The following is a 14,126-nucleotide window of genomic DNA, read 5'->3' as shown; positions in this document are numbered from 1 at the left end:
CGGGCAGGTCTCGCCAAAGCGTTGAACAAAAAAACTATTTACTTAACTTTTAGGAGGAATATACACAATGGAACAAATGAATCTTCTCGCAACAGCACTCGTTATCGGTCTTGGAGCACTCGCGGCTGGTATCGGTAACGGTCTCATCGTATACGGAACAGTACAAGGACAAGCACGTCAGCCAGAACTCAAAAACGAACTTCGTCAAACAATGTTCATCGGTATCGGTTTGGTTGAAGCCCTCCCGATCATCGGTGTGGCTGTCGGTTTCCTTCTCCTCAACTCTTGATTACGAGTTAACGAGAACAACGTAAGAGGGAGCGTGTCTCCCTCACTTATTTAGTCAAGAGGAGGGTATGCATGGATACGATGATGATTGCAGCTGGTGCTGGTGGCGAAGGCCTCCGCATCCTGGATATGATCTTTACACTTTTCACATTCCTCGTACTCTTGGCCCTGTTGAAGAAATTTGCTTGGGGACCACTCCTTGGAATGATGAGACAGCGTGAAGAGTATGTAGCGAACGAAATTGAGCTCGCTGAAAAGAGCCGCAAAGATGCGGAAACATATGTAGTCGAACAACGTGACGCATTAAGTGCAGCACGTACAGAATCGAAAGAAATGCTTGATTCAAGCCGTCGTCAAGCAGAAGCGGAACAAGCACGCTTGGTGGAGCAGGCGCGTTTGGAAGCCGAACAAATCAAGATCGAGGCGGGTAAAGCGATCGAACGTGAGCGTGAGCTCGCGAAACAATCGCTCCAGACCGAAGTCGTCACACAGGCGCTCTCGGCCGCACGCCACGTCCTTCAGTCAGACCTTAAAGGCGACGAAGTGAAACAACGTGCCCTCGTTACAGACTTCCTGTCTAAAGCGAAAGGTGCTAACTGATGAACACATCGTTAGCAAAACGCTATGCCAAAGCGCTCTTCGACTTAGCGCGGGAACAAGGCACGCTCGACCAAGTCGAAGCGGAAGTGCGTCTGCTCGATGAAGTGCTCCACGCGACTCCTGAACTCACGGATCTCTTAACGAATCCGGCAATCAGTGACAGCGAGCTTGCACAGCTTTTAACACATAGCTTTGGTGACATGACAGATATCGTGCTCAACACACTTCTCGTCATGGTCGAAAACGACCGTGCGAGCGAAGTTCGCGGCTTGTCGCGCTACGTCCTTGATTACATCAACGACTACCGTGGCATCGCCGAAGGGTTCGTCACGAGTGCTTACCCGTTGTCGGCAACAGAGTTGAAAGAAGTCGAACTCGTCTTCGGTCAGAAGATGAACAAGACGCTTCAATTGAAGAACGTCGTCGATGAAGACGTCATCGGTGGACTCCGTGTCCAGATTGGCTACACGACGTATGATGACACAATCGAAAACAAACTAACACGCCTCGAGCGTGAATTGTTGAATGCGTAAGAAATAGGGGTGAATTCAATGACGATCAAAGCTGAAGAAATCAGCGCCCTGCTAAAAGAGCGGATCGCTTCGTACGGTTCTGAAATCGAAGTCAGTGAGACAGGTACAGTCATTCAAGTAGGTGACGGTATCGCTCGTGCATACGGACTCGATAACGTTATGGCGGGGGAACTCGTAGAGTTCTCTAACGGCGTAATGGGCTTGGCGCAAAACTTAGAAGAAGGTAACGTCGGGATTATCATCCTTGGCGACTACAAAGGCATCAAAGAAGGCGACTCGGTAAAACGTACGGGCCGCATCATGGAAGTTCCAGTCGGTGAAGCGCTCCTCGGACGCGTCGTCAACCCACTCGGACAACCAATCGACGGTCTCGGACCGATCGTGACGGACACATACAACCCGATCGAGCGTAAAGCTTACGGCGTTATGGCCCGTAAGTCAGTTCACGAACCGCTCCAAACTGGGATTAAGGCGATTGACGCCCTCGTACCAATCGGTCGCGGACAACGTGAGCTCATCATCGGTGACCGTCAAACTGGTAAGACTTCGCTCGCAATCGATGCGATCATCAACCAAAAAGAAGAAAACATGGTCTGTATCTACGTCGCAATCGGTCAGAAAGAATCGACTGTCCGTGGCGTAGTTGAGACGCTCCGTCAAAACGGCGCCCTCGATTACACGATCGTTGTTTCGGCATCGGCTTCACAGCCAGCCCCACTTCTTTACCTCGCACCATTCGCTGGGGTATCGATGGGTGAGTACTTCATGGACCGCGGACAACACGTCCTCGTCGTATATGATGACCTCTCGAAACAAGCGGCAGCTTATCGTGAGCTCTCGCTTCTTCTCCGTCGTCCTCCAGGCCGCGAAGCCTACCCAGGGGATGTCTTCTACCTCCACTCACGCCTTCTTGAGCGTGCGGCGAAGTTGAACGACGAACTCGGCGGCGGTTCATTGACAGCACTTCCGTTCATCGAGACACAAGCGTCGGATATCTCGGCTTACATCCCGACGAACGTTATCTCGATCACAGACGGTCAAATCTTCCTTCAGTCGGACCTCTTCTTCTCAGGGGTACGTCCTGCGATTAACGCCGGTCTCTCGGTATCGCGTGTTGGTGGTTCGGCTCAAGTGAAAGCGATGAAGAAAGTTGCCGGTACGCTCCGTCTTGACCTCGCGTCATACCGTGAGCTCGAAGCGTTCGCCCAGTTCGGGTCGGACCTCGACAAAGCGACACAAGCGAAGCTCAACCGTGGACAACGTACCGTTGAAGTCTTGAAACAAGACTTGAACGCACCGCTCTCGGTCGACAAGCAAGTCATCATCATCTACGCTCTCACGAAAGGTCATCTCGATGACGTCCCAGTCGAAGACATCCGTCGTTTCGAAAAAGAAATGAACGCATGGCTCGACCAAAACCGTGCGGACCTCTGCCGTGAAATCCGTCAAACAGGAAACCTTCCTGCTGACGAGGCGATGGTCGATGCACTTACGGAATTCAAAAAGACGTTCTCGCCATCGGTTTAATCCGGTGACGAGCGTCTATTAAGGTGGTGAATCGAAATGGCATCATTACGTGAGATCCAGATGCGGATCACCTCGACCCAAAGCACGAAGCAAATCACGAAAGCGATGAACATGGTGTCGGCCTCGAAATTGAACCGCGCTCAAGGGAGCAACGCCAACTTCAAGCCGTACATGACCAAGTTGCAGGAAGTCATCTCGTCGATTGCCGGCGGTACTTCAGGCGCAACACACCCGATGCTTCAAGTCCGTCCCGTCAAACGGACCGGCTATATCGTCATCACGTCAGACCGCGGACTTGCTGGTGGATACAACGCCAGCGTCCTTCGTGACGTGTATCGCGAGTTGAAAGCCAAACACGGTTCAACAGACGAGTACCGTCTGTACGTGATCGGGAAGGTCGGCGTTCAGTTCTTCAAGGCACGTAACATTCCGGTGTACAGTGCCATGACAGGATTGAACGACCAGCCATCATTCGTTGAAGTCGCAGAGATCGTCAAACAGACGGTCGGCGCGTTCAGTGAAGGCGAGATTGATGAATTGAAGCTTTGCTACAACTCATTTATCTCTGTCATCAGCCAAGAAGTGAAGATTGATCGATTGCTTCCGCTTGGGAATATCGAACAGACCGCATCTAATGTGATGTATGAATACGAACCAGAAGAAGAAACGATCTTAGCAGCGCTTCTCCCGCGTTACGCGGAAGGACTCATCTACGGCGCGCTCCTCGATGCGAAAGTATCGGAGCACGCGGCTCGGATGACGGCGATGTCGAACGCGACAGACAACGCGGATGAACTCATCCGTGGACTCAAGCTCAAGTTCAACCGCGCGCGTCAAGCGGCGATCACACAAGAAATCACAGAGATTGTCGGAGGTGCGGCTGCGCTTGAATAAGCGCACGCCCTCTAGATTGTAGGAGGCTAACACGATGAACGAATACGGCATGAAAGGCCGCGTAGTCGCAGTCATGGGCCCAGTTATCGACGTTAAGTTCGACAACCACTTACCGAACATCTATAACGCCCTTAAAGTCACACACGTGGCTGAATCGGCACAAGATGTCAGTGTCGACTTGACGCTCGAGGTGGCGATTCACCTTGGGGATGACACGGTCCGTACGATTGCGATGGACTCAACGGACGGCGTTCGCCGCGGCATGGAAGTACTTGACTTAGGTTCACCGATTTCAGTACCAGTCGGAGAAGAGACGCTCGGTCGTGTCTTCAACGTACTCGGTAACCCGATTGACGATAAAGAAGTGTCACCGACTGTCCGTCGGTCACCGATTCACCGTCTCGCACCGACGTTCGATGAGTTGTCGACAAAAGTTGAAATCTTGGAAACAGGAATCAAAGTCGTCGACCTTCTCGCACCATACATCAAAGGTGGTAAAATCGGCCTCTTCGGTGGTGCCGGTGTAGGTAAAACCGTTCTCATTCAGGAACTCATCAACAACATCGCGCAAGAGCACAGCGGGATTTCTGTATTTGCAGGAGTCGGTGAGCGTACGCGTGAAGGAAATGACTTGTTCCACGAGATGACGGACTCAGGCGTTATCAAGCAAACGGCGATGGTCTTCGGTCAGATGAACGAGCCGCCTGGCGCGCGTCTTCGCGTAGCCTTGACGGGTCTTACAATGGCAGAATACTTCCGCGATGAGCAAGGACAAGACGTTCTTCTCTTCGTCGATAACATCTTCCGTTTCACTCAGGCAGGTTCGGAAGTTTCGGCCCTTCTCGGTCGGATGCCATCTGCCGTAGGTTACCAGCCAACACTCGCAACGGAAATGGGTATGCTTCAAGAGCGAATCACGTCAACAGCTAAAGGATCGGTCACATCGATTCAAGCGGTTTACGTACCAGCCGATGACTATACTGACCCGGCTCCAGCGACAACGTTCGCTCACCTTGATGCAACGACTAACTTGGAGCGTCGTCTTTCGGAGATGGGGATTTACCCAGCCGTTGACCCGCTCGCATCGACTTCACGTGCCCTCTCGCCTGACATCGTCGGACCTGAGCACTACGAAGTAGCCCGTAACGTCCAGCAGACGCTTCAGCGTTACAAAGAGCTTCAAGATATCATTGCAATCCTCGGTATGGACGAGTTGTCTGAAGACGATAAGCTCACGGTTCACCGTGCCCGTCGTATTCAGTTCTTCTTGTCACAAAACTTCCACGTGGCTGAGCAGTTCACAGGCCAAAAAGGTTCGTACGTACCAGTTAAAGAGACAGTTCGCGGCTTCAAAGAGATCCTCGATGGTAAACACGACGATCTTCCAGAAGATGCATTCCGTCTCGTTGGTCCAATCGAAGACGTCATCGAAAAAGCGAAGACGTTGGTCTAAGACCTACACGGAAGGGGGAAACTAGACGATGAATACTCTTCACGTCAACGTCGTCACCCCGGATGGTGCAGCCTATGAGGGCGAGGCACGGATGGTCGTCGCCAAATCGGTGACCGGTGAACTCGGTATCTTACCGAAACACATCCCGATGGTGACACCGCTCGATATCTCAGTTCTCAAACTGCGCCACGAAGATGGTGGACGCACGCTGATCGCACTCAGCGGCGGTTTCATGGAAGTTCGTCCCGACACGGTGACGATCTTAGCTGAAACAGCCGAAATGGCGGATAAAATCGACTACGACCGCGCTTCTGCGGCGAAAGTTCGTGCCGAGCGTCGTCTTCAAGACACGAAGCTCTCGGACCTCGAATTCCGTCGTGCGGAGCTCGCGCTCAAAAAAGCGATTAACCGTTTGAGCATTCGCGATATCAAAGAATAACCGACATCTCTCCTGCAGCCGCAGGGGAGATTTTTTTGTGGATGGACCGAATGAATCACGTTCCTTCTATATATAGGTCCAAAGCATCAAAAGTTTTACGCCCAAATAGTGGAAGACAGACATCTCTTATCCGATAATATAGGTGGGAACTACGGTAAAGGAGACAATGGGATGAAAGTTTATGTTGCGCGCCAACCGATCTTTGATCAAAAATTACGCGTCTGTGGCTATGAACTGTTATATCGCCGCAGCGAGAAAAATATATTTGAACATGTCGATGACGCACTTGCGACCGCCGACGTGATTCATAACGCCTATCTCGTCTTCAACTTTCGGGAGTTGACGGAAGGGACGAGAGCGTTCATCAACTTTCCGCAAAACTTGATTGAGAGCGAGGTCCCGGCTTTATTGCCGCGGCAGACGCTCGTCGTCGAAGTGCTCGAGCATGTCGAACCGACGGAGAAAGTCTTGGCGGCGTTACGTTCGTTACGTCGGAAAGGCTATACGATCGCCCTCGACGACTTCGTGTTCGAAGAGAAGTATCGGCCACTCATCGGACTCGCCGATATCATCAAAATCGACTACCAGGCGACACCAATCGACCAACAGAAGCGGCTCATCGACGCCCTCGGCCATCGCGTCGAATTTCTAGCGGAGAAAATCGAGACACCGTTTGAATATGAGATTGCCAAGAAGCTCGGCTATCACATGTTCCAAGGCTACTTCTTCAGTCGGCCGACGGTCGTCCACGGTGCCGAGGTCCATCCGCTCCGGCATACGCTCGTCGAAGTGCTGAAGGAGCTCGATAAGCCGGAACCGGACTTCCGACGCATCGCCAGCCAAATCGAACGAAGCGTCGACTTGTCGTATAAAATGTTACGCTCGGTCAACACGGTTTATCAAAAGGGACGTCACACGATTCAATCGATTGAACAGGCCGTCGCGCGCATCGGGCTCGATGAGATGCGGCGTTGGTCCTACTTGATGTTGTTGCGTGAGTTACAGACATCCGAATCGAAAGAATTGATTAAACAGAGTGTCATCCGCGGCAAGATGATGGAACTGATCGCGGCCGAGACGCTGCCGCACGTGACGGCGTTCGACGCGTTCATCACGGGTATCTTCTCGTCGCTTGACGTCATCTTGGACGAGACGATGCATACGCTCGTCTCGGAGCTTCCGGTCGAACCCGTCGTCAAAGCGGCGCTTCTCGGGGAAGACAACGAGTTGCGCGGTTTGCTCGATACGGTGCTCGCCTATGAGCGGTTGACGGTCGACGTCGATGAGACGATGCCGGACTTGTCTCGTTACTACGTCGAAGCCATCCGTTGGAGCCAAACTTATGATGCTGAAGTGAATAATGTTTGAAATGTTGAAGGGACGTCAATTACTGTACTAAGGCCATGCGCCGGTTGACGTTCCTTTTTTTGTATGCGGTTTATGGAGAGAAAGCGAGTTGATCGGATGAACCCATTCAACCACTCACTAGAACGCTAAGTCTTTTTTTCTCTGACGCGTCATGCTATGATTAAAAATGGTACGAATTTTTGAAAAGAGGGGAATCGTCGATGCTGAACACCGTATTATCGCTCGTCATCTACGTCGTAGCGATCTACGTCGCTTGGTGGGCGCTCATGCCGGTCAAATGGGACCGCTTGCTCAATCAAGTGAGGAGTCCGCAAGCTGCCGTCTTGCGCGTCCTCGTGGCCGTCGTCTTCGGTTCACTGATCGCCCAGTTCTTTTTGGAGTATATCCGATTGGCTCAGGCACTCGCACCATTACAGTAGGCAGGGAAATGATTACTAAACTGTAATCCTGCTGTAACGTATCGTATATGTTTATCGTGATAGGATAAATTCGTCTGACATGACGAAATTTTTCATCAGAATTTTATGGTTGCTTTTATTATTATTTTTCTCTCTGATGAAGCGTCACGTAATACAAACCATCATAGTAATCGACACAACCACATCCGGTAACGGATATCGACGTATAAAACAAAAAATCAACGAAGTTGGAGGACAAAGAGAGATATGAAGGATTTGATTGTAGTCCGTGGAGGACGTAAATTGTCAGGTACTGTGCGTGTTGAAGGAGCTAAAAACGCCGTACTCAAAACATTGGTTGCCACTCTATTAGCAGGTGAAGGAAAGTCGGTACTTCAAAACGTGCCACGCCTCGCTGATGTGTACACGATTAACAAAGTGCTTCGCCACCTCGGTGCAGAGGTTTCATTTGACGAAGCGAGTAATGAAGTCACTGTCGATGCGTCGGGCACAATCAAAGACGAGGCGCCACTTGAGTACGTCCGTAAGATGCGTGCTTCAATCCTCGTCATGGGTCCTCTTCTCGCTCGCCTTGGTCACGCACGTGTTGCGATGCCAGGCGGATGCTCGATCGGCTCACGTCCGATTGACCTCCACTTAAAAGGCTTCGAGGCGATGGGTGCGAAGACGGTCATTGGCAACGGTTTCGTTGAAGCTTCAGTTGACGGTCGCTTGAAAGGTGCGAAGATCTACTTGGACTTCCCATCTGTCGGCGCGACAGAGAACATCATGATGGCTGCCGTCCTCGCAGAAGGCACGACAATCATCGAGAACGTCGCCAAAGAGCCTGAAATCGTTGACCTCGCCAACTTCTTGAACGGTATGGGCGCACACGTGCGCGGTGCCGGTACAGAAACGATTCGCATCGAAGGTGTCGATAAGCTTCATGGCGCCGAGCATTCAATCATTCCTGACCGCATCGAAGCCGGTACGTTCCTCGTCGCAGGAGCCATCACAGGCGGCGACATCGAAGTCATCGGCGCTGAGCGCGAGCACCTTCGTCCGCTCATCTCGAAGATGGAAGAAATGGGCGTCAAGTTCGAGGATACAGCAGAAGGCATGCGTGTCATCGCACCGGATGAGTTGAAGCCGGTCGACGTGAAGACGATGCCACACCCTGGTTTCCCGACAGACATCCAAGCCCAAATGATGGCGCTCGTCTTGAAAGCAGGCGGCACATCGGTCATCACAGAAACAGTGTTTGAGAATCGCTTCATGCACGTGGAAGAGTTCCGCCGCATGAACGCAGACATCAAAATCGAAGGCCGTTCGGCCATCATCAAAGGTGGCGTTCGCCTCCAAGGTGCTGAAGTCGTATCGACTGACCTTCGTGCCGGTGCTGCTCTCGTCCTCGCTGGACTCATCGCGGACGAAGAGACACGCGTGGGCGATCTCTACCACATCGACCGTGGCTACGTTGACTTCCACAAGAAATTGCAAGCTCTCGGTGCTGACATCGAGCGCATCCAAGGGAACGTCGAAGTTGCCGAAGAGATGGTTAAGAACTAATTAATAGACTCATAGGAGCGAGGAGAGACTCTTCTCGCTCTTTTCAATGAAGTAATGAACGGAGGAACCTACACACCATGTTTTCAAAAGATATCGGGATTGATTTAGGAACAGCAAACGTCGTCATCCACGTCAAAGGTCGAGGCATCGTCCTCGACGAGCCATCGGTCGTTGCCATTAAACGTTCGACAGGGAAAGTACTCGCTGTCGGGACAGAAGCGTATCAGATGGTCGGACGTACACCTGGTGACATCGTCGCCATCCGTCCACTCCGTGACGGCGTCATCGCCGACTTCGCGACAACCGAAGAGATGCTTCGTCACTTCGTCGAGAAGATTCAAGTCCGCGGTTTCTTTGGCGGCATCCGCATGCTCATCTGTACGCCGGCGAACGTGACACCGGTCGAAGCGAAAGCCATCCGTGAGGCGGCCGAGAAGGCCGGCGCGAAAGAGGTCTTCCTCGCCGTAGAACCGAAAGCAGCAGCCGTCGGTTCGGGCATGGACATCTGGAAGCCGGTCGGTCATATGATCGTCGACATCGGTGGCGGAACGACAGACGTTGCCATCCTCTCGATGGGCGATATCGTCTGCGGCGAAACGATTAAAATCGCCGGGGACCGGTTCGATACGGACATCCTCCGCGCCATCAAAGACAAGCATAAGCTCGTCATCGGTGAGCGGACGGCCGAGCAAATCAAGAAAGAGATTGCGACGGTCTTCCCAGGCGGACGTAACGAGACGATGGATATCCGAGGTCGTGACATGGTGCGTGGGCTTCCGCGTACGGTAACCATCACGTCGGAAGAACTCCGTGAAGCGATGGCCGAATCGGCAAATGAGATCGTCGAAGCAACGAAGCGCGTCCTCGAACAGACGCCTCCGGAACTTGCGGCCGATATCATCGACCGCGGCATCATCATGACAGGTGGCGGCTCGCTCCTCCACGGAATCGACCAGCTCGTTGCCGAGCGTGTCGGATTGCCGGTCATGATCGCCGAAGAGCCGACGCTCAGCGTCGCGCACGGCACGGGCATCATGCTCGAGCACTTGGATCGTTTGAAGTAAGATCATCTAAAGGCACGACGTCAGTAGGCGTCGTGCTTTTTTTGCGTTCAACACTGTCCGAATTTCCTGGAAATGGATAGACTAAGGGAGGGAGGGCTGCAGATGGATCCATTGATTGAGCGATTGACGGCGAAAGGGGTCGAGGTCACAAAAATTGAAGACCGAGGCCAGAAAGCGCGTCAGACATGGGTGGCGCACTTCATACGACCGGAACAGCGGACACGTCTTTCCCCTTACCTGTGGGAGGATATCGTGGCAGGGACTGAAGGCTGTCTCGTCGGAACGACTGCTGAGCATGCGTTCGAACGAGCCGGGAAGTGGAAAGCGATGCTTTTTTTTCAACACTCGAACGATGTGCTCGAGCTTGATTTGACGCAAGCGAAACCACTCACTAGGAAAGACTTGATTGTCGAAACAATGGACTATGCGGATGTCTATATCGTCGACCCGGCTTACACGTGGACGTATGACATCCCGCACGAAGCGGACTGGGGACCGTATTTTCTCACCAAATTAAGGGCTAAAGGGGATCATTAAATGACACGACCACTCACACTCATTACCGGCGTCAGCCGGACGCAAGGCATCGGGGCAGCCATCGCGCGAAAACTTGCTACGGCAGGTCATGACTTGTATCTCACGCACTGGAGTCCGTTTGACGGCACGGAAGGTGTCGGGGCGGAACCGAATTTCATTGACGGCTTCGTCAACGAATTAAGGGCATTAGGGGCCCGTGTCGCACATGAAGCGTATGATTTGTCGTCTGGAGACGTAGAGGGGCTGCTCAATCGCGTCGAAGCGGCGCTCGGTACTCCGAACCGTCTGATTAACAATGCGACGTATGAGCGGCACGTGAGCGTCGATACGTTCACGACCGAGACACTCCGCCGGCATTATCTCGTCAATAACGAAGGGACGCTTGGTCTGACGTTTGCCTTCATCGAGCGATACAAACAGGCTGGGCATACGGACGGACGAATTTTATTCATGGTATCCGGTGGGGCGGATGCGTCCAATTTGGCATATATCGCCACGAAAGGTATGCTGATTGCCATCACGCCGGCACTCGCCAACGGGGCCGGGCAGTACGGGATTTCTGTGAACGCGCTCGACCCGGGCCCGACCGATTCGGGTTGGATTGACGACGCGCTTCGCGAACAGCTCGAGCCGCTGTTCCCCCATGGGCGCGTCGGCACCCCTGAAGACACGGCCCGCTATATCGCCTTCCTCATGGGGCCAGACGGGGCATGGGTCAACGGCCAACATCTTCATGTCGACGGTGGCTTTGTCGGACGCTGAAAAGAGCTTCTCCCTTGAATTGGGAGAAGCTCTTTTCAATGCCATGTATAATCTTTGTCGACAAAGAGTCGAGTGGACAATTCCGTTTGCGGGAACGGCTTTTCTTTTGCATCTAACCAATCATGGTAATCGCAAAGACAGGCGTCATCCAAATGAAGCGAGTAGCCGTTGTTAATCGTCTGAACCGTGATGCTCAAATCATACTCGGCGAGCGTCTTTTTCAACCGATAGATGAGGTTATAGACGTTATGGAGTGCACGCTGCGGCTCGTCGATATCCGGATAAAGTGTCTCGGCAATGAGCCATTTGTTGACGACTTTATCGCGGTGGAAAATCAAGTAGGCGAACAGTTCCTCGGTCTTTTGCGTCGGCCATTTGACGAGGTCGCCGTCTTGTGTCTTGACTGAGAAGTGGTCGAGACATTGAATCGTACACGTCCGGTGATGCTCGGTCGATAGTGTCTCCGCGTATCGCTTCGAGACGCGCGGGATCAGGTCGTGAATCATCTGTTCGGTGATTGGTTTAAGCAGGTAGTGTGTTGCCTGTAAGTTGAACGCTTCGACCGCATATTGGCTGTGTGCCGTCGTAAAGACGACTTGCGTTGTTTCGGGTAAACGTTTGGCAAAATCAAGGCCGCTCATCTGTGGCATCTCGATATCGAGAAAGACGAGGTCGATTTCCTGGTTTGCTAAAAATTCAAGTGCTTGGAACGGATCGTGGAACGACCCCATCCATTTCAAGTTTGGTTCAGCTTGGATGAGGCGTTCCATCATCCTTAAAATATGGTGCTCATCTTCAATCAAAATCGTGCGCATGTTGCTCGTTCATCCTCTCTCGTTTTGGGAGTCGGATATGCACATGCGTTCCGACCCCTGGTTCAGAATTTAATTTAAATGTGGCATCTGATATGAAGTCGATCCGATTCTTGACATTCGGGATACCAATTCCATTCGATTTTCTCAAGTGCGGTGTCGGATTGAACCCGATGCCGTTGTCGGCAATCCGGATATCGATTGCATCATCTGAGGACTGGATCGACAACATGAGCCGTTTGATACCTGGTTGCTTCATCAACCCATGCTGTACCGCGTTCTCGACGAGCGGTTGCAATAACAGCGGTGGAATCGAGGCGTTGAGGACGGATTCGTCGATATCTTTCGTGATGGTGAACGCATCATTGAAGCGAGTCTGCTCAATCATCAAATACGAGTCGATGACGTCGAGTTCTTGCTTGAGCGAGATATCGTTCTCGGTCCGCCCATTCTCGAAGATGAAGCGGACATATGTGCTCAAATGGCTGAGCAAACGTGCTGCCTCAGTCGGTGCCGTGTAACAGAGCGCAATCACGTTCCCGAATGTGTTGTATAGGAAGTGCGGCTTGATTTGGGCGTTGAAAAATGAGATTTCACTTTGATTGGCGAACGTCAGCACTTCACGCTTTTTTCGTTTATCCGTCGACAAGTGAATCGGGAGCAACGTGAACATGAGCAGGAAGTAAATGAGCGACATGACGCTCGTATACAGTTCTTGGTTCGGGTGGTCAATCAAAACGTTAATCAACTGGCCGACATAGCCGATGATGAGCGAAATCGTGAACACGAGAAATTCGAACGGATAGCCGTCGTCTTTTCGTTCGAACAGCCAATTGATGTTCAGTCCGGTCCAGAAGAATGTGATGAACAGGACATACACCCAAGGAAATTGGTCGAATATCGCGTGCGCACCTTCAGACAGCACCAAGGCGATGAGGCTGAACGCATAGAGCGGGTAGGACGCGTACTTCAAAAAGTGTCGAAACGGGACGCGTTCAAGACATAACGCAAAGTTGATTAACATCGCGACGCTCAGTAATGCCGTAATCATATTTAATTTATGGGCTAAAACGTAAGACATCATAGGGACGATTTCGAATATGATCATTTGATCACTCGTCATAAGCGAGACGCTGACGAGGAAAAAGAAAGCAGCTCCATATAGATAGAGTGTTTCTTTGCGATGGAACAGCCAAACGATCGCATAGAAAGAAAAAATGAGGAGCGAGATGAGGATGATCACGAACTCATAACTGAAGTATTGATTATGATAGGTGATCATATTGCTCGTTGGACCGATGAGCAGACTGTCGGAAATACCAGTCGAGAGCTCATTTGTCTCAGCCGTTTGAATCGTCAAACGAAACGTCGGCGTCTGCGTATCTAACAGAACGAGATAGGCATGTCTAGGGTCTTGATCTGTCGATGCGTAGACGGGTGAGACAGCTTCTCCATCAATGAGGAGGTTGACATGTGGGTGGTTACGCGGGACACGCAAAGCGTATTGTCCCGGGGGCAATGAGATGTCGGTTTCATAAGTCGCCGTCTTGTGCGGCGTCACATGCGGGAGTTGTCGATACGATTCGCGGTCGACTCGCTCGAGCAGGCTCGATTGAAAGCGCCACGTCCCATCGAGACGCATGAGTTGGTCGGTCACACGAGAGTCGGTCAAATCGGCCGTTCCTTGTGTGACGGTGACTGAGTCGTCGATCGTCTGTCCACGCGTCAAGGCGAAGCCGCCAGCGAGCGCGAAGATGATAATCAATACGACCAGCCCGATCGATTTAGGGGTCATCTGCATATTCCCTTCGTGATTTGTGAGTTTCTTGTGAGAAACGAACGATATACTGACACTAATCGTTCACGTATAAAGTGACGAATG

Annotated in this window: 15 protein-coding genes; 13 read left to right on the top strand and 2 right to left on the bottom strand. The window is 52.0% G+C overall.

Annotation, left to right across the window (positions count from 1 at the left end; translation table 11 throughout):
• Positions 1-76: 76 nt before the first annotated feature.
• The 13 genes from atpE (at position 77) to KNP85_RS06325 (ending at position 11,432) form a co-directional block, all read left to right on the top strand.
• A complete protein-coding gene (atpE, locus tag KNP85_RS06385; protein WP_024370837.1) occupies positions 77-289 on the top strand; it encodes a F0F1 ATP synthase subunit C in 213 nt (70 codons plus the stop codon).
• A gap of 71 nt (positions 290-360) precedes the next feature.
• A complete protein-coding gene (gene atpF, locus KNP85_RS06380) occupies positions 361-888 on the top strand; it encodes a F0F1 ATP synthase subunit B (RefSeq protein WP_021066136.1) in 528 nt (175 codons plus the stop codon).
• Complete coding sequence (locus KNP85_RS06375) at positions 888-1,421, top strand: F0F1 ATP synthase subunit delta (protein ID WP_021066137.1); 534 nt, start codon at positions 888-890, stop codon at positions 1,419-1,421. The genes atpF and KNP85_RS06375 overlap by 1 nt, the downstream gene beginning before the upstream one ends.
• 18 nt (positions 1,422-1,439) lie before the next feature.
• Entirely contained in the window at positions 1,440-2,948 is a 1,509-nt protein-coding gene (gene atpA, locus KNP85_RS06370; protein WP_021066138.1) for a F0F1 ATP synthase subunit alpha, read from the top strand.
• 36 nt (positions 2,949-2,984) lie between these two features.
• Positions 2,985-3,842, top strand: a complete 858-nt coding sequence (gene atpG, locus KNP85_RS06365) for an ATP synthase F1 subunit gamma (RefSeq protein ID WP_021066139.1) — start codon at positions 2,985-2,987, stop codon at positions 3,840-3,842.
• A gap of 34 nt (positions 3,843-3,876) precedes the next feature.
• Entirely contained in the window at positions 3,877-5,295 is a 1,419-nt protein-coding gene (atpD, locus tag KNP85_RS06360; protein ID WP_021066140.1) for a F0F1 ATP synthase subunit beta, read from the top strand.
• 28 nt (positions 5,296-5,323) lie between these two features.
• Positions 5,324-5,734 (top strand): F0F1 ATP synthase subunit epsilon, encoded by a 411-nt coding sequence (locus KNP85_RS06355; RefSeq protein ID WP_021066141.1) that lies wholly within the window; start codon positions 5,324-5,326, stop codon positions 5,732-5,734.
• 171 nt (positions 5,735-5,905) lie between these two features.
• Positions 5,906-7,102, top strand: a complete 1,197-nt coding sequence (locus KNP85_RS06350) for an EAL and HDOD domain-containing protein (RefSeq protein ID WP_251136245.1) — start codon at positions 5,906-5,908, stop codon at positions 7,100-7,102.
• Positions 7,103-7,302: 200 nt separating this feature from the next.
• The gene (locus KNP85_RS06345) at positions 7,303-7,521 is read left to right on the top strand and encodes a DUF1146 family protein (protein WP_021066143.1); all 219 of its coding nucleotides are present in this window, start codon (positions 7,303-7,305) and stop codon (positions 7,519-7,521) included.
• 246 nt (positions 7,522-7,767) lie between these two features.
• Positions 7,768-9,069, top strand: a complete 1,302-nt coding sequence (murA, locus tag KNP85_RS06340; RefSeq protein WP_021066144.1) for a UDP-N-acetylglucosamine 1-carboxyvinyltransferase — start codon at positions 7,768-7,770, stop codon at positions 9,067-9,069.
• 77 nt (positions 9,070-9,146) lie between these two features.
• Positions 9,147-10,133, top strand: coding sequence for a rod shape-determining protein (gene mreB, locus KNP85_RS06335; protein WP_021066145.1), 987 nt, complete (start codon positions 9,147-9,149; stop codon positions 10,131-10,133).
• A 102-nt stretch (positions 10,134-10,235) separates the two neighbouring features.
• Positions 10,236-10,670 carry a DUF4275 family protein gene (locus KNP85_RS06330; RefSeq protein WP_214802252.1) on the top strand — a complete coding sequence of 145 codons (435 nt, stop codon included), beginning with the start codon at positions 10,236-10,238 and terminating at the stop codon, positions 10,668-10,670.
• On the top strand, positions 10,671-11,432 hold the full coding sequence (locus tag KNP85_RS06325) for an SDR family oxidoreductase (protein WP_214802250.1): 762 nt from the start codon (positions 10,671-10,673) through the stop codon (positions 11,430-11,432).
• Between the two features lie 35 nt (positions 11,433-11,467).
• On the opposite strand, the gene KNP85_RS06320 is transcribed toward KNP85_RS06325, so the two are convergent.
• Together KNP85_RS06320 and KNP85_RS06315 are read right to left on the bottom strand one after the other, a co-directional pair.
• The gene (locus KNP85_RS06320) at positions 11,468-12,247 is read right to left on the bottom strand and encodes a response regulator (RefSeq protein ID WP_214802247.1); all 780 of its coding nucleotides are present in this window, start codon (positions 12,245-12,247) and stop codon (positions 11,468-11,470) included.
• Positions 12,228-14,039, bottom strand: coding sequence for a sensor histidine kinase (locus tag KNP85_RS06315; RefSeq protein WP_214802243.1), 1,812 nt, complete (start codon positions 14,037-14,039; stop codon positions 12,228-12,230). The genes KNP85_RS06320 and KNP85_RS06315 overlap by 20 nt, the downstream gene beginning before the upstream one ends.
• Positions 14,040-14,126: the final 87 nt, after the last annotated feature.

This window comes from Exiguobacterium sp. s194 (assembly GCF_018618275.1).
In the GTDB taxonomy this organism is placed as follows: Bacteria; Bacillota; Bacilli; order Exiguobacteriales; family Exiguobacteriaceae; genus Exiguobacterium; species Exiguobacterium chiriqhucha.
Note: the sequence above shows the minus strand (reverse complement) of the source record. Positions and strands in the feature narration are given on the sequence as shown.